The organism is Paenibacillus konkukensis, assembly GCF_023523925.1.
GTDB lineage: Bacteria > Bacillota > Bacilli > Paenibacillales > NBRC-103111 > Paenibacillus_S > Paenibacillus_S doosanensis.
Genome location: NZ_CP027059.1, coordinates 2,199,964 through 2,222,488, shown reverse-complemented (window position 1 = coordinate 2,222,488; position 22,525 = coordinate 2,199,964). Strand labels below are relative to the sequence as shown.

The 22,525-nt window shown below is 52.9% G+C and carries 17 protein-coding genes; 15 read left to right on the top strand and 2 right to left on the bottom strand.

From position 1 onward, the window contains the following. Positions 1-28: 28 nt before the first annotated feature. The gene (locus SK3146_RS09450) at positions 29-814 is read left to right on the top strand and encodes a helix-turn-helix domain-containing protein (protein ID WP_249864838.1); all 786 of its coding nucleotides are present in this window, start codon (positions 29-31) and stop codon (positions 812-814) included. A 207-nt stretch (positions 815-1,021) separates the two neighbouring features. Continuing rightward, positions 1,022-1,693: a GntR family transcriptional regulator gene (locus SK3146_RS09445; RefSeq protein WP_249864837.1), complete on the top strand. Its 672-nt coding sequence runs from the start codon at positions 1,022-1,024 to the stop codon at positions 1,691-1,693. 343 nt (positions 1,694-2,036) lie between these two features. Here SK3146_RS09445 and SK3146_RS09440 read toward each other — a convergent pair whose 3' ends face one another. Next, positions 2,037-3,338, bottom strand: coding sequence for an IS1380 family transposase (locus tag SK3146_RS09440; RefSeq protein WP_024982794.1), 1,302 nt, complete (start codon positions 3,336-3,338; stop codon positions 2,037-2,039). Between the two features lie 119 nt (positions 3,339-3,457). Between SK3146_RS09440 and SK3146_RS09435 the strand changes: the two genes are divergently transcribed. Genes SK3146_RS09435 through SK3146_RS09410 form a run of 6 tightly spaced genes read left to right on the top strand, consistent with a single transcriptional unit; the run spans position 3,458 to position 10,797 of the window. Next, on the top strand, positions 3,458-4,324 hold the full coding sequence (locus SK3146_RS09435; protein ID WP_249864836.1) for an ABC transporter permease: 867 nt from the start codon (positions 3,458-3,460) through the stop codon (positions 4,322-4,324). Positions 4,325-4,352: 28 nt separating this feature from the next. Further along, entirely contained in the window at positions 4,353-5,231 is an 879-nt protein-coding gene (locus SK3146_RS09430; RefSeq protein WP_249864835.1) for a carbohydrate ABC transporter permease, read from the top strand. A gap of 58 nt (positions 5,232-5,289) precedes the next feature. Beyond that, positions 5,290-6,825: an extracellular solute-binding protein gene (locus SK3146_RS09425; RefSeq protein ID WP_249864834.1), complete on the top strand. Its 1,536-nt coding sequence runs from the start codon at positions 5,290-5,292 to the stop codon at positions 6,823-6,825. A 40-nt stretch (positions 6,826-6,865) separates the two neighbouring features. Then, entirely contained in the window at positions 6,866-8,026 is a 1,161-nt protein-coding gene (gene dgoD, locus SK3146_RS09420; RefSeq protein ID WP_249864833.1) for a galactonate dehydratase, read from the top strand. 27 nt (positions 8,027-8,053) lie between these two features. Further along, the gene (locus SK3146_RS09415) at positions 8,054-8,806 is read left to right on the top strand and encodes an SDR family NAD(P)-dependent oxidoreductase (RefSeq protein ID WP_249864832.1); all 753 of its coding nucleotides are present in this window, start codon (positions 8,054-8,056) and stop codon (positions 8,804-8,806) included. 23 nt (positions 8,807-8,829) lie between these two features. Further along, a complete protein-coding gene (locus SK3146_RS09410) occupies positions 8,830-10,797 on the top strand; it encodes a DUF6259 domain-containing protein (RefSeq protein WP_249864831.1) in 1,968 nt (655 codons plus the stop codon). A 287-nt stretch (positions 10,798-11,084) separates the two neighbouring features. On the opposite strand, the gene SK3146_RS09405 is transcribed toward SK3146_RS09410, so the two are convergent. Then, on the bottom strand, positions 11,085-11,546 hold the full coding sequence (locus tag SK3146_RS09405; protein ID WP_249864830.1) for a GTP-binding protein: 462 nt from the start codon (positions 11,544-11,546) through the stop codon (positions 11,085-11,087). Between the two features lie 285 nt (positions 11,547-11,831). Here SK3146_RS09405 and SK3146_RS09400 point away from each other — a divergent pair, with 285 nt between their 5' ends. The 7 genes from SK3146_RS09400 to SK3146_RS09370 all read left to right on the top strand — a co-directional run bounded on the left by SK3146_RS09400 (position 11,832) and on the right by SK3146_RS09370 (position 22,355). Continuing rightward, entirely contained in the window at positions 11,832-13,631 is a 1,800-nt protein-coding gene (locus tag SK3146_RS09400; RefSeq protein WP_249864829.1) for a cache domain-containing sensor histidine kinase, read from the top strand. Beyond that, positions 13,606-15,231: a response regulator gene (locus SK3146_RS09395; RefSeq protein WP_249864828.1), complete on the top strand. Its 1,626-nt coding sequence runs from the start codon at positions 13,606-13,608 to the stop codon at positions 15,229-15,231. Before SK3146_RS09400 ends, SK3146_RS09395 begins: the two co-directional genes overlap by 26 nt. 109 nt (positions 15,232-15,340) lie before the next feature. Further along, positions 15,341-16,723, top strand: a complete 1,383-nt coding sequence (locus SK3146_RS09390) for an ABC transporter substrate-binding protein (protein WP_249864827.1) — start codon at positions 15,341-15,343, stop codon at positions 16,721-16,723. A gap of 93 nt (positions 16,724-16,816) precedes the next feature. Further along, complete coding sequence (locus SK3146_RS09385) at positions 16,817-17,719, top strand: carbohydrate ABC transporter permease (RefSeq protein WP_249866244.1); 903 nt, start codon at positions 16,817-16,819, stop codon at positions 17,717-17,719. Positions 17,720-17,753: 34 nt separating this feature from the next. Then, positions 17,754-18,632 (top strand): carbohydrate ABC transporter permease, encoded by an 879-nt coding sequence (locus tag SK3146_RS09380; RefSeq protein WP_249864826.1) that lies wholly within the window; start codon positions 17,754-17,756, stop codon positions 18,630-18,632. Between the two features lie 77 nt (positions 18,633-18,709). Then, complete coding sequence (locus tag SK3146_RS09375) at positions 18,710-20,854, top strand: heparinase II/III domain-containing protein (RefSeq protein WP_249864825.1); 2,145 nt, start codon at positions 18,710-18,712, stop codon at positions 20,852-20,854. Positions 20,855-20,885: 31 nt separating this feature from the next. After that, entirely contained in the window at positions 20,886-22,355 is a 1,470-nt protein-coding gene (locus SK3146_RS09370) for an arylsulfatase (protein ID WP_249864824.1), read from the top strand. Positions 22,356-22,525 lie beyond the last annotated feature (170 nt).

Genomic DNA, 22,525 nt, shown 5'->3' with positions numbered 1-22,525 from the left:
AAAATGGTGAAGGAAGGAGGCGATACGTTTGTACACACCGTCACACGAGTTGAAATTTTATGTATATGCAGGTCCGCAGCCCGGCTTTATCAAGCCGGAAGAAATTCACAAACAGCATGTCATTCTAGGCGTAGAAACAGGCGCCTTCGAATACGGCGTCGGCAAACATACAGGTAAAGCTTCGTTCGGCGATCTTGTGTTCGTACCGTCCGGTGTTCTATTCAAGCGCAGATCATTCGGAGAAATTACGTTCCATATGCTCAACTACAGTCCGATGCTCGAGCCGGACCCCACCTTCGATTCGCTCCCGGTCGGCAAAGTAACTGTCAGCGACGTCAATCGTCTGTCGTCCACCTATGCTTATTTGCGAAAAGCTTGGCGCGAGCATGGCAGCGAATCGTACAAGACGAAGATCGCCAATCATATGCTGATGGATTTGCTCCATCTGGGCGATATGGAAGGGCAGTACGCGCAGAAGCGAAGGAAAAGAACCGATCCGCAAATGCGGCAGGCGGCCGGCTACATTCACCACAATTTGTTCAGCGGCTTGACTATGAAGCGAATTGCCGAGATGCTCGGCATCCGGCAATCGGAATTAACGAGACGGTTCCGGCTGGAATACGGCCTGTCCCCGAAGGAGTATGCGACCCGTTTGAAGCTGGAAGAGGTGAAGCGGCTGCTCCTCGAAACGAATTACACGATGGACGCCATCTCTTCCATGTGCGGCTATGAGAACGGCTCGTACTTGAGCCGGGTGTTCCGTGCGAAGATGGGCATCAACGCCTCTGAATTTCGTAAAAATAGTCAAATCTAGACGGGCATCAAGACCGCAACAATTCGCCAAAATAACAATAGCTGCATGTGAAGCTGATCCGGAAACCTCGCGATCTTTCTGGAACGGAATTCAATAATATATATTTGATACAATATCAAATCAATGATTTACAGCACGAAAATTATTTGATACAATATCAATCATGAGATATTTGATACAATATCGAATCAATCGAAGGGGGATAAAATGATGCAAACATCATCAGAATCGTCGTTTAATGAAACGACTTATTCGCGGGTTCGCGATAAACTGCGCGAAGATATTTTATCGGGTGTATTTAAACCTGGTGTTCGTCTCCGGATTATCGATTTGTCCACTCGGTACGGCGTCAGCCAGATGCCGATTCGGGAAGCGCTTCAGCAGCTTCAAGGGGAAGGGCTCGTCAACCTGCTGCCGCAAAAAGGAGCCAGCGTACGGGAGGTCGATGAGAAATTCGTCTCCGACATGTACGATGTCAGAATGGCAATTGAAACCATGCTTGTTCGCAACGGAGTTCCATATATGAGCGATCATGATTATATGAAACTCGTCGAGATTGAAGAGCAATATGAGCAGGCGGTGGAGGAAGGCGATGTTTCGCTGTCCTTGAAGCTGAACGAGAGCTTTCACAAAATTATTAATGGTCTTGCCCAGAACGATGAGGCGATGCGCGTCATTGACCGGCACTGGGGTTTAATCGACAGCCTGCGCCATAAATATGGGTCAAGCCGGGTGAAGGATGTCGTGAACGATCATCGGCTGCTGCTTCATGCTTTAAAAAATCGGGATGCAGAGGCTGCGGCAGCCATTACGAGCGATCACGTCATCAAGGCGAAGGACGATTTGATCGCAAGAATCAAGACGGCCGGAAAAGGATAAGTAAGGCGACATCTTCTGAATAAGCAGGTGTCTTCGACAAAATAAAAACGCTTACAACGAAAGGGAGATGGGCGTGCCATATGAACGAACGGTGACGAATCTCAACATGACTGCGAAGTCCGAACAGCGGAGAAGGAAACTGACCCAAATCCGCAAGGACAAGCTTTTATCCTGAATTTCGAAAGCGCATAAGAATGCGGTGGCGATCATCCAGGAGCGGATCAACAACTGTGAATAAGTGGGAGTGGGACCAGCGAAATTTTGAAACCAATATCCACATGGGGATAACTCCCCCTCCCCAGAAAGGGGCATTGTTGTTTTCCATGTGAAATGTTGGAAGCCGTCACTCCAATTGAACCACTTTGGCTTCGATTCGTTTCCATGCATGACGACCGTCGAAATCCTTGATCAGCTTGAGCACGACCGCGCGACTATGCCGAACAAGCGTCGCCGCGCAATGAAAGAACTCCAGTCGGAATCTTGCAATCGTATAACCCTGATGCATCGGTTCGCAACAATCGCGCTTAAAGCGTTCGAACAAATTGTAGGCCAGCAACTTGATCAGCAGATCGACTTCATTCGCTTCAAAATCACTGGTCGCGATCCGGTCCATGGAAAAACCGTCTTTCGCCTCTTTGATGTAATTTTCCATGCAGCAACGCTGGTTGTAAAAGCGCCATAGGTCAATTGGTTCCCACTCCAGGTTGGTTACAATCGCTTCATACTGCCAGTCCTCGTCGAATACGATGCGGCCTTGACCGTCTTCGCAGACTTGCGTCTTACGAATGACCGCTACGCGACGGGGCTTTTTCCAGGACGTAGCTTTGTAAATCAAAGTGATGCCCTCGATGATCCAGTCCTCGTCGACATAGCGCGTCCAGTAGCGACAAGCCGCCACGTCGCTTGCGAGGCGTTTGGTCCATTTCATTTTGCCGACGTAACCGATCTTGCGGCCTTCCCACAGTTGGTAGAAATCCTCGCCGCCAAAGCCTTTGTCGAACCGGGCGTACGCCACTTGGCGCTCGCCGAGCAGTGCGAAGGTTTGCTGCAAAAAGTCGATTGCGTCGGTTGAAGAATGCGTGTTGCCGGGGCGAAGCCTCGCATTCAGATTCAAGTGGGTTTGCCCTTCAAAAGCCAGCAACGGATGGTAGCTGTTTCGTCCGGGCTTATGCGGATTGGTGCCTTTGGCCGCGCCGGCCTGCTCCCCGTATACCGTCTCCACCGAGGAGTCCAGATCAAGGATTGGCTTGGACGGCAAGCAGAGATGAATGATTTCCATATTCAGCTTGCGCAGTTCCGTCGGGAGCTGCGGGCAGGATCTGCCCAGACGCGCGAGCTCCTTGTACAGCAAACTGTGATGCGGCAGACGGCCTCCCAGAAAACGACAAAGCAACACATCGTGCTGTAACTTGCGGAAATGAAAAATACGCCCGCAGCCCAGCATCCAGCCAACCATTAGATAGAGCAGGATGCGATGAACAGGAAAAATGGCGTTGTGCGCTTTGCCGCCGGAAAGGCGCTGCATGGCCTCGGCGAGCTTGATTTTTTCGAGATAGGCCAAAAAGATTTTGACGCCGCCGAAACTCGTGGCGTTCTGCAGCGAAAATTCGCTCTTGATTTTGCTGACCGGTGTGGTAGACTTCACCTAAAAGGTGCTCCTCTCTTTGGGTGATGTTGTCCTGGACAAACACCATTCTACCAAAGATTTGGAGCCCTTTTTATGTTTTTAATGCGCAGTACTTTCGAAATTCAGGTTTATATTTCATGGCGCTGCCGGGAATTTTGTTTTTCCTTGTATTCCATTACATTCCGATGTACGGTATCCTGCTCGCGTTCAAAAACTACAATGTTTATCAAGGTTTTTTCGCCAGCGAATGGGTCGGCTTCGACAATTTCAAAACGCTGTTCGGCATGTATGGGTTTGACCGGGCATTGAAAAACACGATCATTATTTCCTTGTACCAGCTTGTGTTTGCTTTTCCGATCCCGATTATTTTATCCATTATGCTCAACGAGCTCAGGCATGAGATGTACAAGAAATTTGTTCAGACGTCGATTTATTTGCCTCACTTCGTATCTTGGATCATTATCTCGGGCATTTTGTTTGCGATCTTGTCCCCGTCTACCGGCGTGATTAGAGAAATCGCTCAATTATTCGGATATAACGGTTCGATCGTCAATTTGCTGAGCAGCAAGGAATATTTCCGCAGCTTGCTTGTCGTCTCGAATATTTGGAAGGAGGCGGGCTTCGGCACCGTGCTTTATCTCGCTACCATCGCCACCATCGACCAGCAGTTGTACGAAGCCGCTAAAGTGGACGGCGCGAAGAAGTGGCAGCAAATTTGGCATATTACACTGCCCGGTTTGCGGACGACGATCGTCATCCTGCTTATTTTCCGTGTGGGAAGCATACTTAACGCCGGTCTGGATCAAGTATTTGCGCTGTATAATCCGCAGGTTTACGAGGTAAGCGAAATTTTGGATACATATATTTACAAGCTCGCTTTTCAGGATGCCAAATACGATTTGGCTACGGCTTCAGGCTTGTTCAAGTCACTTATTGGCCTGGTGCTTGTTTTATTCACCAATTATATTGCGAAAAAAATCGATCCGGAAAGCGGTTTGATGTAACCGGATTCGTTGGAAGGAGGATTGCCTGGTGAGAGAGTCGTTGGGGGAACGTATATGGCAATTCGGATTGAATATCGTCATGCTATTGTTGTCTATCGTGACCTTGTATCCATTTTGGCATGTGCTGATGTATTCGTTAAGCGATCCGAAGCTGGCTATGGGGGGCGGACTGTTTTTATGGATGAAAGGGTTTTCGTTGTCCTCCTATGAGATGCTTCTGCATAGCAAAGGGATTTTCCAGGCTTATGGAAACTCCATCTTTCGTTTGGTCATCGGGACCGCGATCAATATTGTGTTTACGGCCATGCTGGCTTATCCCTTATCCGTTCAACGGTTTGTCGGGAGAAACGCGATCACGCTGCTCATTTTCTTCACCATGCTGTTTAGCGGAGGCATGATCCCGAATTACTTGATTGTCAAAGAGCTCGGGATGATCAATTCGCTCTGGTCGCTCATTATTCCGGGTGCGATCAGCGCTTGGAACCTAATCATCATGAAAAACTACTTTCAAAGTTTGCCACCCGAGCTTGAAGAGTCGGCAAATATAGACGGAGCGGCTCCGATGCGCATTTTATTTTCGATCATTTTGCCTGTATCGGCTCCTGTCATTGCTGCGATCGCTTTATTTTATGGCGTGGCCCATTGGAACTCCTATTTTGACGCCATTCTTTACATCAATTCCGATTCGAAACAAGTGCTTCAGGTGTTTTTGCGAACGATGCTGATGAGCAGCTCGCTGCAGCAGGTTCAAGGTACAGAGAACTTTGCTTCGACGATAGGATTGGTCACAGAGGAATCGGTGAAAATGGCTACCGTTGTCGCATCCGTTATCCCGATGCTGGTTGTTTATCCGTTTTTGCAAAAGTATTACGTCAAGGGCGTTATGATCGGCTCGATCAAAGGTTAGTTTTTGCGAGCGAAAAAATGGCTCTCAAAATAATTAGATTCAAAAGGGGAGTATGTGCATGGAGAAGTTGAAGAAGTCGGTCGCGTTGGTGCTGACCACCGCGATAATGATCAGTGTGACTGCTTGCTCCAAAGGGGGAGCCACAAGCAATGAGGTCGATGGCAGTAAGGCTGCCGGCGATAGCGGCAAACCGAAAGAACCGGTAACGGTGCGCATTTTGATTGACAAAAGCACTAACTTTCCGGAAGACAACACCGTTGTTCAGGAAATTCGCAAACGGACAGGCGTAAACGTCCAGTTTCTGGCCGTCGATTCTCCCGACATGGGGACCAAATTAAATACGATGATCGCCTCCAATGATATGCCCGATGCATTCCTGAACTCGGATAAGGCAAAGATCAGCGAACTGGTCAAAAATCAAGTGATTATTCCGATGGACGACTTATTAAATACGTATGGAAAAAATATTATGGACAACAAAGGCTCCATCTTAAAAGGCGTTTCCAAAGTAGACGGCAAAATATACGCGATTCCGCGCGGTTGGGGATTCGGAAGCGCTTTGGCGATTCGCAAAGACTGGCTGGACAAATTGAAGCTGCCTGTGCCGAAGACGATCGACGAATACTATGCGACGTTAAAAGCATTCGTGAATAATGATCCGGACGGCAACGGTCAGAAGGATACGATCGGCCTTGGAGCCTACTTAGGGAATGGTTCCGGATACCAGACGTTCTACCATATTTTCGCGGCATACGGCGTTCCGGTCGGAAGAGGAAAGCTGATCGACGGCAAAGTGACTCCTTGGGTGCTGCAGCCTGGATTCATGGACGGTATTAAATTCCTGAACAAGCTGTATAAAGAAGGCTTGATGGAGCCTGATTTTGCTACAATTTCCAATCTGAAAGAATTTGAGAAGCTATGGAACGGCAAGATGGGGGCGTTTGATTATACCCCGAACGGAACCACGCAAAACTGGCTGACCCGCTATGTTGAAAATCCGGCGCCGGAATTTGAGTATACCGTGATCAAAGGCCCGAACAATCAAGGCGGCACTTTGCGCCTGTATCTGGAAGATTCCGGTCCGTGGATGCACATTAGCAAAGCTTCCAAGCATCCGGAAGAAGTCATGAAGGTATTGGATTTCTTGATCAGCGACGAAGGCGACAAGCTGACGTGGGCGGGAATCGAGGGCAAGCACTACAAGATGGACAACGGCAAGTTTGAGTGGATCAAGCCTTATGACGATGCAGCGAGCCTGCGGAATGAAGGCGGATTTGCTTACAACGGCGTGATGAATCGAATTGGCGGTTTCTCCGTTCAACTGCTGAACGATAAAACAAAAGCCGGCTTGAAGCTTGCGAACGATAACGTGATCGAAGATGCCTATTTGTACGAGGTGCCGGATATTGAGCGCGAGAAGAAGAAGGTGTTGGATGACATCATTAACGAGGGATTCGCTTCCTTGATCATATCCAAAGGCGATCTTGACAAAGAATACGAGTCGTTCAAGAAAAAATATTTGGATGCCGGCGGTCAGAAGTGGATTGATCAGGCGACAGAAATTTATAAAAAGGAACATTCGGAGAAGAAATAATGAGCTGCAATCAACGGCATATATATTTTGGGGTGTGGAGATGAAAATAGTAGACGTAAAAACATTCATTGTCGACTGCTACCGTACGAATTTCGTGTTCGTCAAACTGTACACGGACGAAGGCGTTACCGGGATCGGAGAGGCGACGCTGGAATACAAGGAGCATGCGGTTGCCGGGGCTATCGAAGACATTAAGCGTTATTTGATCGGCAAAAACCCGCTGGATATCGAGGCGCACTATCATAACATTTACCGGGATGCCTATTGGCGAGGCGGCGCGGTGCTGATGTCGGCGCTTAGCGCGGTGGAGATGGCGCTGTGGGATATCAACGGTAAGTCGCTCGGCGTCCCCGTCCACCGGCTGCTCGGAGGCAAGGTTCATGAGAAGGTCAAGGTGTACGCCAACGCTTGGTTCGCCGGCGCATCGTCAATGGAAGATTTCGCCGCTAAAGCGCGGGAAACGGTTGGACGCGGCTTCAAGGGGCTCAAATGGGACCCGTTCGGCAAGACGTATATGACCATCACGAACGCGGAGCTGGACAGCGCCATCGCCTGCATCGGCGCGGTGCGGGATGCGGTCGGCCGCGATGTCGACCTGTTTATCGAAGGGCATGGCCGGTTCAACGTGCCGACGGCGATCAAGATCGCGCAGGAGCTTCAGCCGTTTAACCCGGTGTGGTTCGAGGAACCGATCCCGCCGGACAATGTGAGCGCGATGTCGGAGGTGCGGCGGAAATCTCCGGTCGCCGTCGCCGGCGGGGAACGATTGTTCACGCGCTATGCGTTCCGCGAGGTGTTCGAGAACAAAGCGCTGGACTTCGTTCAGCCGGATATCAGCCATGCCGGCGGCATTATGGAAAGTCGAAAAATTGCCGCCATGGCCGAGGCGAACTATATTCCATTCGCCCCGCACAACCCGAGCGGGCCGGTGGCCAACGCCGCCACGCTGCAGCTCGCGGCATGCACGCCGAACTTTTTTTATTTGGAAATTATGGCGAGCGATGTGCCTTGGCGGAAGGACATCACAGATGAACAGCTGCATTTTGAGGACGGGTACATGACGATTCCGGATAAGCCGGGCTTAGGCATCGAGCTGGATGAGGAAGCAGCGCTGCAGCATCCTTACGCTCCTCACGATTTGCGGCATTATAACGGAACGCTGACCCAGATTCGGCCGCCGGCTTCCGAGCCTTATTTTTAAGCAAACTAAGAGCGGGAGGACATACGGATGTTTACATTAGCGGGAAAAGTAGCCTTGGTAACAGGCTCGTCACGGGGAATCGGACGCGGTATCGCTCTCGGGCTGGCCAAAGCCGGAGCGGATGTCGTCATCAATTCTTTACATATTACGGAAAATGCGATGCAGCTTGTCGAGAGCATCAAGGAGATGGGACGGACAAGTATCGCCGTTCAAGCCGACGCGAGCCGGGAAGACGATGTGGAGCGGTTGTTCCGGACTATAACGGAGAAGTTCGGCCGTCTCGATATTCTTGTCAACAATGCCGGCACGTCAAGAGCGGAAACGATCGTCGAGACGTCTTTGCAGAGCTGGAACGAAATGATCGCCAACAACTTGACGAGCACGTTCTTATGCTCGAAGTATGCAATGGAAATGATGATGCCGCAAAGAAGCGGAAGAATTATTTCCAACTCCTCCGTCGTCGGTCACCAAGGGGCATTGTACGGACACGTTCATTACGCCGCGACCAAGAGCGGGCAGATGGGATTCACCAAGACGCTTGCCCGAACGGCTGCCCCGTATGGAATTACAGTGAACGCAATCGCCCCTGGCATTATCGAAACCGAGCTGCTGCAGCAAACTCATGGGGATGAGAAAGTTGCCCAATTGTCTGCCTCCGTCCCGCTGGGATTGGGAACGGTTGAAGATATTGCGGCGGCGACGGTATTTCTCGCCAGCGACGAAGCCCGTTATATTACCGGCATTACCTTGGATGTGAACGGCGGTCTTTATTTGAGATAACTACAGAAGGAAGTGTGTGCGTGATGACATTGGCAATAAAAGCTGGAGAATTGCAGTTTGCCGTCGATCCGGAAGGACGGTTCGGCAGCTGGACGACGGAGGGACTTCCCCTGCGCGAGTCGCCCGGAGCCGACTTCTGGCGGCTGCAGCTGGATGACGGCGAGTTTCGGGATATGACGGTAGCTTCAAGCAAACAGTCAGGGGCTGTCAGCGCCGTAACGAATGGCTTGGATATTCGTTACGACCGGCTCGTGGCGGAGGACGGCAACGCGTATCCGGTATCGTTCGTCGTCCGGGTCCGCGCGGTCGATGGCAGCCTGCAGTTCTCGTACACGATTAACAATAATAGCGAAGCGCGGGTCAACGAGGTCAAGCTGCCGTTCGTCGATTTGGCCGTAGTGGCGGACGAACAGCGAAGCCGCGATGTCCTGTACCGCAGCCAAGGGCACGGGCACCGGCTGGCCGATCCGTGGACCACGATTGATCGGGCGCACAGCGAATACAAGTACAGTGACGACAACGAGGTGTGGCTCGACATGACGTATCCGAGCTTCGCCAGCATGGCTTGGTTCGGCGTGCAGAGCGGCTCGCATTTTCTCTATGTGGGCCGGCATGACGATCAGTTCCGCTCCTGTGTGCTGGCGGCCGGGATAGGTCCGAGGAACAGCGATCCGCGTCTCCTCCTCGCCATCTCGCAGTTCCCGTTGGCACGGAAGGGAGAAGAGGTATCCTCCCCCGTATCCGTCGTGGCGTTCGTTCGCGGAGACTGGCGGCAAGGCTCGGCGATCTATCGGCAATGGGCGGCCGGCTGGTTTAGCGAGCCGAATCGGCCGGAGTGGGTGCAGGAGCTTAACGGCTGGCAGCGCATCATCATGAAGCATCAATTCGGCAAAATCTATTACAAATACGAGGATCTTCCGCGAATTTACGAGGAAGGCCGGACGGTCGGCGTGAACATGATTCTGCTGTTCGGCTGGTGGAAGGGCGGCTTCGATAACGGTTATCCCGTCTATGAGCCCGATCCTGCGCTTGGCGGGGAGGAAGGACTGAAGGCGGCGATTGCTGAGGTACAAAGGCGGGGCGGCCGGATCGCCTTATATACCAACGGCGTGCTGATCGATGTGAAGTCGGACTATTACAAGGAAGTCGGCTGCCGGATTTGCCGCAAAGACATTGACGGCGTAGAGTACAGGGAGCATTACAAATTCAGCAACGACGGCATGCTGCTGCGCAATTTCGGCTACAAAAGCTTCGTCTCCGCTTGCCAGGCCACAGACGAATGGAGCGAGCAGTTGCTTCGCGTCGGCAAACAGAAGCTGAGCTATAACTCGGACTCCATCTTTTACGATCAGATTGCGGGGCATTTTCCCCATCTCTGCTTCGATGACTCGCATCATCACGGGAACCGCGGGGACAGCGAAACCGTATGGCGGCGGTGCAATCTTCAGCAATTGCGCGAATTATGCACAGGGGATAAAGCGTTCGGCTCAGAATTTGTAATCGACTGCTATGCCCCGATTATGGACTTCCATCACAGCTGCGGGTACGCGACCTCCAAGGACGACGATGCGTTCCCCGAGCTTTACCGGCAGACGTTCCCGGAAACGATCATGTCCAATCGCTTCATTCACGACGAGAGAAGCGACTTCAAGCAGCAGTTGAATTTTGCGTTCGTCTACGGCTACCGGTTCGATATCGCGATTTACCGCTGCCGATCTACCGTCGCCGCCGTTCCGGCCTATGCGGCCCATATTAAGGAATTGATCGCGCAGCGCGAACGCTATGCCGAGTTTTTCTATCACGGCGTCTTCTCGCTGGATACCGACCTTGAGCTTCCGGAGGGCGTGATCAAGACGGAGTACGTTCACGACGGGAAGAGGCTCTTCGTGTTCTGGAACGATTCGGCGGAAGAGAAGCAGCTTTCCTTTCGGAACCGGACGATTCGTTTGGCGGCCAACGAGTATTCCTGCGAGGTAGCGAAGGATCAATAGTGGGCATTAGGTCTTGCAGCCCAACTTAAAGACGATCAAGGCCTTTTCTGGATAAATGCAATCCAGCAAGGCCTTTTTTTCATTTATAACCAGTCGTTCCGTACCGAAGCTGCACTCTTCCACGGCCCGTTAACAAGCAAGAGAAGCAAACGGCAGGAACCGATTGCTTCTCCGTTGGTTGATGGTGGTGCTGCCCAAGAGCTGTGCCTTATAGCTACGAATTCGCTACAGTTTACTCAGTGTCCCACAAGCTCAACCAGCTGTCCTTCATTTTCTGCGTATCTATATCAATGCCGATAACAACCAGATAAGGATCGCCCGAATATCTCGCCTTCTGCCAGGCGTGAGTACGAATGCTCATGACCCCCATGATGATGATGATGATGTTCTTCATGGCGGTGTGAAGGGGCATGCGCATGCTGCAGCGTCTTGAACCTGACCTTGGGAAGTGCCGAATGGTAGGCGTTTGGCTCGATTCCGTGAAGCAGACCTTGAAGATCGATATTATTTTGTATCGTAAAATGGATAGGAGCAACCGGATTGTACTTGCGCATACTGTTGCCGACCTTCTGCAAATGGTTTTTGGATACAAGATCACATTTATTGACGAGCAGTAAATCGGCCACTTCAATTTGTCTTCTAAGCGTCCGGACAAGCTCACGGTCTGCGGCAAAAATGCTATTGTAATCCATCACATATTCCGCATCGATAACCGTGATTACCATGTTCAGCTTCAGCTTATCTTTCAACTGCGGTTCCGAAAGACAATCGGCTACTTCTTCGCGAAAAATAATGATTGAAATCGTCGTAAGTATGCGATATTATTTCGGTAAATATCGACCCGAGATCTACGGACAATGCAACCTTGCGAATTGTGCGCCGGCAGGGTTCTTTTCGCACGCCTCAGATTTGGCCCCTGCACCGTCTATCGACGGCATTATGCATGTCCTCCCCAGCTTATCGCCTCTAAAGAGGATTTTATTCCCCTATGTTGAATACGTTTACAATCCATTTTAACGGTTTAGGGGTGTAACATGATGAAGCAGCTGCTGTATCGCCTCTCTTTCAAAAAACGCATATGGGTGTCCTTCGTCCTCCTCATGACGGTGGCGATTGCCGCGTCGGGGTGGAGCTCCTACGCCATCTCTTCAAGTATTGTGGAGCGCAATGCCCTTCGGCTAAGTCAGGATACGATCAACAAATCATCGCAGGTGCTCGATGAGAAGTTGAAGAAGATTGTCCTGTCGATCATGTCGCTCAAGATGAGCGATCCTTACATCGAGGTGCTGCGCGACGTTTCACGGGGGGATGCGGGTTATTACTACGCCCGTTTATCCGCGCTTCAGCCGATCCTGGCGCAATTGAAGTTTAACGACGATTTTATTCAATCGGTCTTGATCGCTACGCCGATCGGAGATTTTTATCCTACTACCTACACGCGGTTAAACGACAGCTCCTTCTATCAATCCGACATGTACAAGAAAATCAAATCGAAGCAGCGGGGCGTATGGATGGAAGGTCACGAGGATTCCTTTTTTTATGGAAAAGACAGGGTCGTTTCCTTCGTCATCGACGGCTCCGGAGAGAAGTACGTGGAGGATGTATTCATCGTCGTCAACATTAAGGAGAAAGACTTGCAAAATCTGATCGTCGATCAGGTCAGCAGCCCCACCGGGTATTCGTTGATTAACAAGGAGGGCGAGCCTGTCATAGGCAACGCGAAGGATAGCGGCGTCGCACAGGAATCGTGGCGCATGGCACCGGCATTTTTGCAGCATTTTGACGGGGAAGAAAAAAGCGGTAATTTCAGCTACGTTATTGACGGAAAAGATTACCTGATTAATTTCACCCGGCTCAATGTGGGAGAAGGGTGGATTTTGTACGACACGCAGTCCAAGCAGGTGGTGCTTAAGGAAGTTGATGCGATCAAGTGGCTGACGCTTCTTTTTATCGTGGGGTTCGTGCTGCTCGCGCTTTTGCTGTCCAACATGCTGACCGGCTTGCTGCTCCGGCCGTTATTGCGGCTGCATATGCTGATGAAGCAGGTGGAGCACAATGATCTGGACGTCCGGTTCCACAGTGTGTACCAGGACGAAATATCCCAGGTCGGGATGCGGTTCAACCTGATGCTCGATGAAATTAAGAAGCTGATTCAGACGGTCAAGCTCGGAGAAGAGGAGAAGCGGAAGACGGAGATTAAAGCTTTGTCGGCCCAAATGGAGCCGCATTTTCTGTACAACACGCTGAATACGATTTACTGCAAGTCGGTGCTTGGTCATACGGAGGCTGTCAACGAAATGATTTTATCGCTATCTACCATGTTCCAACTGGGCTTAAGCCAAGGGAGAGACATCTTGCTGATCGAAGAGGAGCTGCTGCATGTCCGCCACTATTTGACGCTTCAGCAAAACTGCTATGAGGATAGGTTCGATTTCCATATTGATGTGGAGGACGAGTCTATTCTGCAGCTCCGCATTCCGAAGCTGATCCTGCAGCCACTCGTGGAAAATGCGATTTTGCATGGCTTCCAAGACCGCGAGGAGGGCTGCCGCATCCGGATTGAATTGAGGCGGACGAAAGAAGTGCTGTATATATCCGTCGAGGATAACGGCATAGGCATGGATGTGAACCGTGTGCGGCAATCGATAGAGGGGCCGCTTGTTCCCCGGAAAGGCTATGCGCTGAGAAATATCGGCGATCGGTTGCGGCTGTTCTATGGGGAGAACGCGTCGATCCATTACTATAGCGAGCCGGGGAAGGGGACCAAGGTTCAGTTCATCATCACGCTGCACGAGGGGGAAAGAAGCTATGCCGACAACGGATATGCGGTTTAACATCTGTATTATCGACGATATCAAAAGCACGGTTGAAATGATCGCCACCAAAATCCCATGGGATACTTACGGCATCAAGGTCGCAGGCACAGCGAAAAACGGGGAAGAGGGGCTTGCGCTCATTCAGGAGACGCGACCCGACATTATTCTTACGGATATCCGCATGCCCCGCATGGACGGACTGGAGATGACCCGGCGCATAATCGACCTGCTTCCGCAATGCAAAATTATTATTCTCAGCGCCTATACCGATTTCGAATATGCGAAGCAGGCGATCCGGCTGGGGGCGTTTGATTTTGTGAAAAAGCCCTTTTCGATACGGGAAATTACGAAAGTCGTGCTCGAAGCCAAGGAGGTGCTGGAGAGCGAATATAATCAGCAAGAGCGGATTCAGGCGATGGAGAAGAAGGTTGAGGAAAGCTTGCCGTTATTGCGTCAGGAATATTTCGGCCGGCTGCTGCAGCATAAACTGCGTCCCGAGGAGGCGCGGGATTACTGGCAGGAGATGCATGTCGACCTGGTGCCGGAGGGGCTTGCGGTGCTCATTATCGAAATCGACCATTTCATGGACAAGTACGCCTCTCAGCCGATTCATGAGATCGAGCTGGTCCGGTTCGCGCTGCACAATATCATCGAGGAGACGCTTCACGGAGAGACCCGCGGTATCGTCGTCCGGGACGGTCCCAGCTACTATGCGTGCATCATTAACTGCGAGCGGGAGGAAGAAGCGCGGCGGATTGCGGAGGCTTGCTGCGCGAATATAGCAAGCTGCACCAAGTTCACCATCTCAATCGGCGTCGGTACGGTCGTCGAGGATATATACAGGCTGCCGCATTCCTACAAGTCGGCGTTATCGGCGCTGGCCTATCATTTCTACACGGGGGGCAACGATGTTTTCAGTCTTGCCGATGCGCCGAGGGAGCAGGAGGCTTATCCGAGATACACCCAGGAGAAGGAGCAGGAGCTGCTCATTTCCCTAAGGGCAGGAAACCGGGACAAATCGCTGCTCGCGCTGGAGCGCTTGTTCGACGACGTCACGCAGCTCCATCCGCTGCCGGACCCGCAATATGTCCGAAGCATGTACTATGAGCTGGCTCTGGTTATGCTGCGCGCGTTCTACGAGCTGGTGCCGCTCGCTGTTCTGCAGCCGTATGATCTGCAAATACGCGACCGCAGCAGTCAAGCGCTCGACGGTATCAAGCCGTTTCAGCAGCTGTTGAGGGACTTGTGCCAAGCCGGCTGCGCCTGGATCGAGAAGGAGCGGGCCAGCGATTCCACGCAGCTCATTCACCGCGCGGTCGAATATATCAAGTCGAATCTGCACCTGGATCTGACGGTCGAGCATTGCGCGAGGCAGATGAACATCAGCGGCGGGCATTTCGCGAGCCTGTTCAAAAAAGTGACCGGCACGACGTTGAACCAATTCGTCACGGCCGAGCGGATCGAACGGGCGAAGCGGCTCTTGATCGAAAATTATCAGGTTCAAGAGATCGCTCTTTCGCTCGGGTATGAGCACAGACGCTATTTCAGCGAGGTGTTCAAGAAGCATACGGGCCAGACGCCCTCGGAATTCAAGGATGCGTATATTGGGCAGAAATGATGAATTTCTGCCCTTTTTCTTTGTTTTGCCTCATGTTGCGAAGAGGACGAATCCATTACAATAAACAGCAAGAGCTCTTACAAGAACCAGAATACAGGGGAGGCAAACCATGATGAAAAAGACAGCCGTAACGGCGGTGAGCGTACTGCTGGCCATGAGCTTGAGCGCATGCGGAGGCGGTTCGGACGATGCAGGCAAAGGCGCCGCTGCCGGTAATACCGGCGCGAAGCCCGGAGAGAAAACGAAGATCACGTACTGGACGCTGGACCGGCATGATGCGGATTATATCAAAGAAGTAATTGACAAATTCAACCAGACGAACAAGGACAATATTGAGGTGGAGCTGGTCGTCAAGGCCGATGATTATGCCCAAGCCTTGGACTTGGCTTTCTCCGCCGCCCAGGCGCCTGACGTGTTCCGGGTGAAGGAAAATACGATCCAGACGTATTACAAAAAAGGCTACATGGCCCCGATCGACGAGTATTTGACCGAGGAGCAGAAAAAGAAATTTCCGGCGATGCCTGACCTGAACCAGTTCGACGGCAAAATGTACAGCCTGCCGAATTACGGAAGCACGATGCGCCTTGTCTATAACAAGGATTTATTCGACAAGGCCGGCATTGCCAAGCCGCCGACGACGCTGGCGGAGCTGGTCGAGGACGCCAAGAAGCTGACGGCTGCGGGGAAGGCGACAGGCGCTTACGGCTTCGCGCTGCCGTTCAAGACGCCGTCGAGCGCATGGGGCCGCTCCGCGCGGGTTATCGCCGAATTAAGCGGCTACGGCGGCTTCGGCTACGATTTCAAAACCGCCCGGTACGATTTCAGCGGGTTTAAAGAAATTACGAAGGCGTTCAAGCAAATGCGCGACGACGGCAGTACGCTGCCCGGCATGGAAGCGCTTGATATCGATCCGCTGCGCGCCCAATTTGCCGAAGGTAAGATCGGGATGTACTTATCCTTCTCCTCGGAGCCGGGCGTGTACAAGAGCCAGTTCCCTGCAAAAATCAACTGGGCTGCGGCGCCTGCACCGACGATCGACGGCTCGATCAAGGGAGCTTCCGGCTTCTTGGGCGGCCAGTGGCTTGCCATTAACAAAGACTCCAAGAAAAAGGACGCCGCCTGGACATTCATTAATTATATGTACGGCGACGATATATTGCAGCCGTATCATGAGAAGGGCTACGGCATCTCGATGGTTCCTTCCATTATCTCCAAAGTGAAACAGCCGGATATTAACGGCATTGAAGGCTTCCTGCCGAATAAATATGACGGCGTATGGCCGATTGTGCCGACCGTGACCGTACAAGGCGTCAAATACGAGGATGCGTTCTGGAAATATATTCTCGAAGGCGGCGATTTGGACAAGGTGATAGCGGATTTGAACAAGCGCTATAACGAATCCTTAGACAAAGCGATTGCGAACGGCGAAGTGACGGCGAAGCCGGATGCAAGCTTTGATCCTGCTAAAATGCAAGGAACGTTTGCGAAATAGAACTGTATAACGGAGCCTGTCAGCCGGATGCTGAAGGCTCCGCCTTTTTAAAAAAAGATATAGCTTAAGAGGAGGTGCGATTCCATGTTTCAAATGAGAAGATGGCGCGAGCAGCTTCCGGGTATCGGATTTACGCTGCCCAGTCTGCTGCTGACACTCGTATTCGGCGTCTACCCGATTTTTTGGGCGATGCGGTATATGTTCTACGATTACAAGGGCTATGGCCAAGAGCGGTTTGTCGGCCTGAGCAATTTCACTCAGCTGTTCCACGATCAGACCTATTGGGATTCCGTCGTTAACACCTTTATTTACGCGGGAGGCAAGCTCATTCTGACGCTTCCGTTATCGCTCGTCCTGGCGGTTATTCTCAATCGGGGGCTGCGCGGGAAGCATCTGCTCCGGGCGATTTATTTTATGCCGACGATTGTGAGCACTTCCGTCATTTCGATCGTGTTTTTCATCATCTTTAATTCCTTCAACGGAATTCTGAACCAGTTCCTGCTACGCTTTCATATCATTGATAAAGCCATCGACTGGCTGGGGCCGGAACATGCTATGCTCAGCGTCATCATTATTGCCGTATGGGGCGCAGTGGGGAACTATATGCTCCTGTTCATCGCCGGGCTGCAAAATATTCCGAACGACGTCTACGAAAGCGCCTCTCTCGACGGGGCGAACGCCGTGCATAAGTTTTGGTACATTACGATTCCGATGCTCGGACCGGTGCTCCAAATGGTTGTTATGCTGGCGATCATCAACTCGCTGAAGGGCTACGAGAGCATTATGGTATTGACGGAGGGGGGGCCGATCGGCAAAACGGAAGTGATGTTTCTATACGTGTACAAGCAATTTTTCCCGATCGCGACGTCCGGCAGCTCGGTTGAACAGCAGATCGGCTACGGCAGCGCCGTCGGTTTCGTGACGGCCCTTATCGTCGGTGTGGTAACTCTGCTCTATTTCTACGCGTCAAAACGGATGAATAAGGTGTACGAATAAGCCGCCGTCCGCAAAACTTACAGGAGGTGTACCGATGACAACGGATGCCGTAAAGCTTCAGTCTGCCGATCCCGCGTGGTCGATTTTGTCCGCTGTGAAAAAATCGGCGCTGTGGATCTTTCTGCTGCTTGTCGCTTTGTTGACGCTATTTCCCGTCGTCATAGCTTTGTTAGGCTCTTTCAAATCGAACGCGGAGCTTACGGGAGGAGCGACGATTTTGCCGCAGGCGTGGCATTTTAACAACTACGCCGAGGTATGGCAGCAGGCGCATTTCTCCACCTATACGTGGAACAGCTTGTTTATCAGCAGCTTTGCGACGGTAGGCACCCTTATTGTCGCCTCGATGGCGGCTTATGCGGTTGACCGGCTGCATTATGCAGGAAAAAGGTTTTATGTCGCGCTGCAGGCGGCGACGATGTTCGTTTCCATTGGCGCGGTCGTGCTTCGGCCGCAGTTCGAGCTGATGGTGAAGCTGCATATGCACACATCGCTTTGGGGTGTTATTATTATTTTGATTAGCGGCCATGCCTCCATCTTCTTTATTCTGCTCAGCTTCGTGAAGGCGATCCCCAGAGAGCTCGATGAAGCAGCGATGATCGACGGCTGCTCCAAGCTGTGGATATATACCCGCATTATATTCCCGTTGTTAAAGCCGGGTCTTGGCGTAGCGGCGCTATTTACTTTTCGGGGGGCCTGGAACGAATACATCCTGCCGCTCGTGTTCACGATGAGCCAGCCGAAGCTGCAGGTGCTGACCGTCGGCTTGGCGGGTCTTCGTTACGGCATCTCGGCGGCGGCGCAGACCCACTATATGATGGCGGGGGCTTGCTTGTCGATTTTACCGTTATTGATCGTGTATGTGCTTGCGAACAAGTCGTTTATGCAGGTGACCTCGGGTTCAGTCAAAGGCTGAGCAAGGCTGATCAGGAAGAGCAAAATAACCTATTACCTATTTCCGGAAAGAAGGAACCGACTATGAATGCCCTCCGGTTGAAGAAGCTGCTGCGCAATGCCTCTGATCCCGCCTATCGGCAGGCATGGGAACAGTTGGCGGGCCGCGCCCGGGCCGCCCTGGCTGTCGAATATCCCATATCCGAGCAGGAGCGGGGAGATTGGGCGCATTATTACTATTGCAGCGACGACGGCACGCGGCTTCGCTTCGATTGGCGCCGCCCGGGACTGCACGAGTGTCCGGTGTGCGCGAAGAAATGGAGCGGGGAGCCGTACGACGGGGCCTGGGTGACGCTCGCTCACTCGCAGCTGGGCAGCGGAATGAAGGACTTGGCGGTGTACACCCTGGTCGCACAGGACCCCGCGGCAGCGGCACGGCTTCGCGAGGTTCTGCTCGCTTATGCCAAGCACTATTCAGGCTACGAGGTTCACGGGAATATCCCCTACAACGGACCGGGAAAGCTGTTCGCCCAGACGCTCGACGAAGCGCACTGGATTATCGATCTGTGCTGCGCCTATCGGTTGATGGAAAGTCATCTGACCAGCGAGGAAAAGCGCTCGATCCAAAGCGGCTTGCTGCGGCCCTGCGTTGCGTTTCTTATCAGCCGCAAGGAGCGTCAGCTGCATAATCATGCGATGCTGATCACTTCGGCGATCAGTATGCTCGGATTTCTCCTGGATGATGAGACGATCCATCGTTCGGGACTCGAGGGAGCCTATGGACTGCTCGATCAGCTGGAACGGGGAGTGTTAGACGACGGCCTGTGGTATGAAGGCAGCTTCCAATATCATTTCTACGGCTGCCATTCGCTGCTGCAATACTGTATTCTCGTCGAAGGCACGCAGTGGGATCTGCTTGATTTTCCCGTGCTTAAGCGCATGTTCGATTTGCCGTTAAGCTACATTTTGCCGGATGGCACGCTGCCGAATCTGAATGATGCGAGCTACGGGATGTCCGTTGCTTCGCTCGCGCCTTATTATGAAATGGCTTACGCGTGGTACAAGGACCCCAGATACGGCGAGCTGCTGCGCCTCGCTTACGGCAGGGGAATAGAGCGGCCCGCAGGTCAAATGCAATTGGCAGCTTTCGATCCCGTCGAACGCGATTCGATAGAAGCGTTATGGTTCGGGGAGGAGCTTGACGGAGGGCCGGTTACCGGCGCTCTGACGAAGCTGATGCTCTCCGACTATACCTCGGCTATCAGCGGCTTGACCAAGCTGGTGAACCGCAGCGGCTGGCATCTGCTGGCGAAGCACAGCACTTTCGGCGGAGAGCACGACCATATGGATCGTCTGGGCTTGTCCTTCAGCGCCGGCAGCGTGCCGCTGTTCATCGACCCGGGCACGACCGCCTATGGCGTGCCGGCGCATTACGGCTGGTTCAAGCATACGTATTCGCATAATACGATCTGCTTGAACGGCAAGGATCAGCCGCCGGGCGACGGGCGGCTGCTGCAGTACCGCCAAGAGCCGTGGGGGGCCTGGATTGAAGCTGCGATGGACTGGCGCGGCGGCGGTTACCGGATGCAGGGCTCGATGATTTTGCCTCCGGAGATGTGCCCGTGGGATGAGCAGGCATACTACGGCGTGAGTGTGCGAAGAGTTAACGCTTTAACCGATCGCCTGCTGCTGGATATTGTCAAAGCAACCGTCCCGGCGGAGCGGGAGATCGACCTGCTGTATCATATGAGCGGCGGCTTGGAGGATAACAGGCCATGGCAGTCTTGCGATGCCCCGCTAAGCGCTCTGTCGCAGGAATGGCTGCATGAGAAGCAGATCAAGCGGCATGAGAGCGCCGAATCGCTGGTCTGGAGAATGAAGGAAGGCCGGCTGCTGCAGGCAAGCTGGTGCTCCGAGCCTTCGGAGATGATGACGGCGCGCACGCCGGATAATCCGCCGAGCGGATCCCGGCAGACGCTGATTCATCGGGTACCGGGTTCAGCCGCAGCGGAGCGGGAGGTTTTGTTCATCCACGCCTTTGGCTACGAGGCTGACGGCGGAGCGCTCAGCATAAGCGGCGCGAGCGGCGAGTCGGGAGCGGTCGAGGCAGCTGAGGGGCTGAAGCTGGAAGTAACCTCCGGAGAGAAGGGGGAGCTGCTGCTTAGCCTCAGCCAGGCGAAGTTAAAGGAGACATGGAGCCTGGAGTGGATAGGTGACAAGGCGGCATTCACTTTCGTCCGTTAGCCGCTATCTTATTTTTTCCAAAGGAGCTTGTATGATGAAACCGAATCTATTGCTCATTTCCGTAGACCAGATGCGGGGCGACTGTCTCAGCATCTTGAACCATCCTGTCGTAGATACGCCGAATCTCGATCAGCTCGCCCGCGTTGGCGTTCTATTCCGCAGCGCGTATTCCGCGACACCCAGCTGCATCCCGGCCCGCGCGGCTATGCTCACGGGGATGAGCCAGCGCAGCCATGGCCGGATTGGCTACCAGGATCAAGTGCCATGGGATTATGAGCATACGCTCCCCTCGGTGCTCGCGGCATCCGGCTACCATACGCAGTGCGTCGGCAAGATGCATGTATACCCTGCCCGCAGCCTGTGCGGGTTCCACAACGTAGTCATGCATGACGGTTATTTGCACCATAACCGGATTCGCACGGCCAATACCGCAGCCGAGTTTTACGACAGCTGCGACGATTATTTGCCGTGGCTGAGGGAACGGGCGGGAGCGGATTGCGACCTTCTCGATCTGGGGCTGGACTGCAACGCCTCGACGGTAGCCCGTCCATGGCATTTGCCTGAGGCGCTGCATCCGACGAATTGGGTCGTGACCCAATCGATCGATTTCTTGCGGCGGCGCGATCCGCGCAAGCCGTTTTTCCTGAGCATGTCCTTCGTCCGGCCTCATCCGCCGTTCGATCCGCCGCAGGCATTTCTGGATATGTACGCTGATGCGGATTTCCCCTCGCCGGCAGTCGGGACGTGGGCGCAAGCGGATGACCCGGATCGGTGCGGTTTGAACCCGATTACGAATAAAGGCATCGTGCCGCGCCATAGGCTGAAGCGGGCGCAAGCCGCTTATTATGCGCTGATTACCCATATCGACCATCAGATCGGCCGGTTCCTGCAGGCGATGCTGGAACACGATGTGCTGCGAAACACAGTGATTTTGTTCACGTCGGATCATGGAGAAATGCTTGGAGACCATCACTTTTTCCGCAAAGCATTGCCTTACGAAGGAAGCGCGAAGGTGCCTTTCATTCTGGCCGATCCGGGCGGGAGCTTGAGGCTGAACCGGAATACAACGAACGATCAGGTCGTTGAGATCCGTGATATTATGCCGACATTGTTAGATGCAGCCGGTGCGGCGATTCCCGAGACGGTCGACGGTCAAAGCCTGCTGCCGCTGGCAAGGGGGGAGCGCGTCGATTGGCGTAATGCGATTCACGGCGAGCACGAATGTAAAGACATGTCGAACCATTACATGACAGACGGAGTACTTAAATATATTTGGTTTTCCCAGAGCGGGCGGGAGCAGCTGTTCGACTTAAGCCAAGATCCGCAGGAGCTGATTAATCTTGCGGACGATGAGCGGTACCGGACCAGCCTGGAGAACTGGCGCGAGCGGCTCGCAGCGCAACTGGCCGACCGTGAGGAGGGCTACAGCGACGGAAAACGTCTTAATGTTGGAAGGCCCGCGCAGACACTGTTGAAACAGGCGCTCGGCGCATCGTTGTAACCGGCCTCATAGAGGCCGGAGTTCCTCTTAAACCAGTGGAACCGTCGGTGCTTGGCAGCAACGAAAAAAAATCGGTTTCTCGCAGGCTCGGATTTGAACTTGGCGAGAAGCCGATTTTTAATTGTTTAGGAAATGAAGCGCAGCCATATCCTGTGGATATCCGTGGGCTC

Coding starts and splice junctions, on each gene's coding strand:
- SK3146_RS09425 (WP_249864834.1), top strand. CDS start 5,290: ATGGAGAAGTTGAAGAAGTCGGTCGCGTTGGTGCTGACCACCGCGATA.
- dgoD (WP_249864833.1), top strand. CDS start 6,866: ATGAAAATAGTAGACGTAAAAACATTCATTGTCGACTGCTACCGTACG.
- SK3146_RS09435 (WP_249864836.1), top strand. CDS start 3,458: ATGGCGCTGCCGGGAATTTTGTTTTTCCTTGTATTCCATTACATTCCG.
- SK3146_RS09400 (WP_249864829.1), top strand. CDS start 11,832: ATGATGAAGCAGCTGCTGTATCGCCTCTCTTTCAAAAAACGCATATGG.
- SK3146_RS09385 (WP_249866244.1), top strand. CDS start 16,817: ATGAGAAGATGGCGCGAGCAGCTTCCGGGTATCGGATTTACGCTGCCC.
- SK3146_RS09395 (WP_249864828.1), top strand. CDS start 13,606: ATGCCGACAACGGATATGCGGTTTAACATCTGTATTATCGACGATATC.
- SK3146_RS09445 (WP_249864837.1), top strand. CDS start 1,022: ATGATGCAAACATCATCAGAATCGTCGTTTAATGAAACGACTTATTCG.
- SK3146_RS09370 (WP_249864824.1), top strand. CDS start 20,886: ATGATGAAACCGAATCTATTGCTCATTTCCGTAGACCAGATGCGGGGC.
- SK3146_RS09390 (WP_249864827.1), top strand. CDS start 15,341: ATGATGAAAAAGACAGCCGTAACGGCGGTGAGCGTACTGCTGGCCATG.
- SK3146_RS09380 (WP_249864826.1), top strand. CDS start 17,754: ATGACAACGGATGCCGTAAAGCTTCAGTCTGCCGATCCCGCGTGGTCG.
- SK3146_RS09410 (WP_249864831.1), top strand. CDS start 8,830: ATGACATTGGCAATAAAAGCTGGAGAATTGCAGTTTGCCGTCGATCCG.
- SK3146_RS09415 (WP_249864832.1), top strand. CDS start 8,054: ATGTTTACATTAGCGGGAAAAGTAGCCTTGGTAACAGGCTCGTCACGG.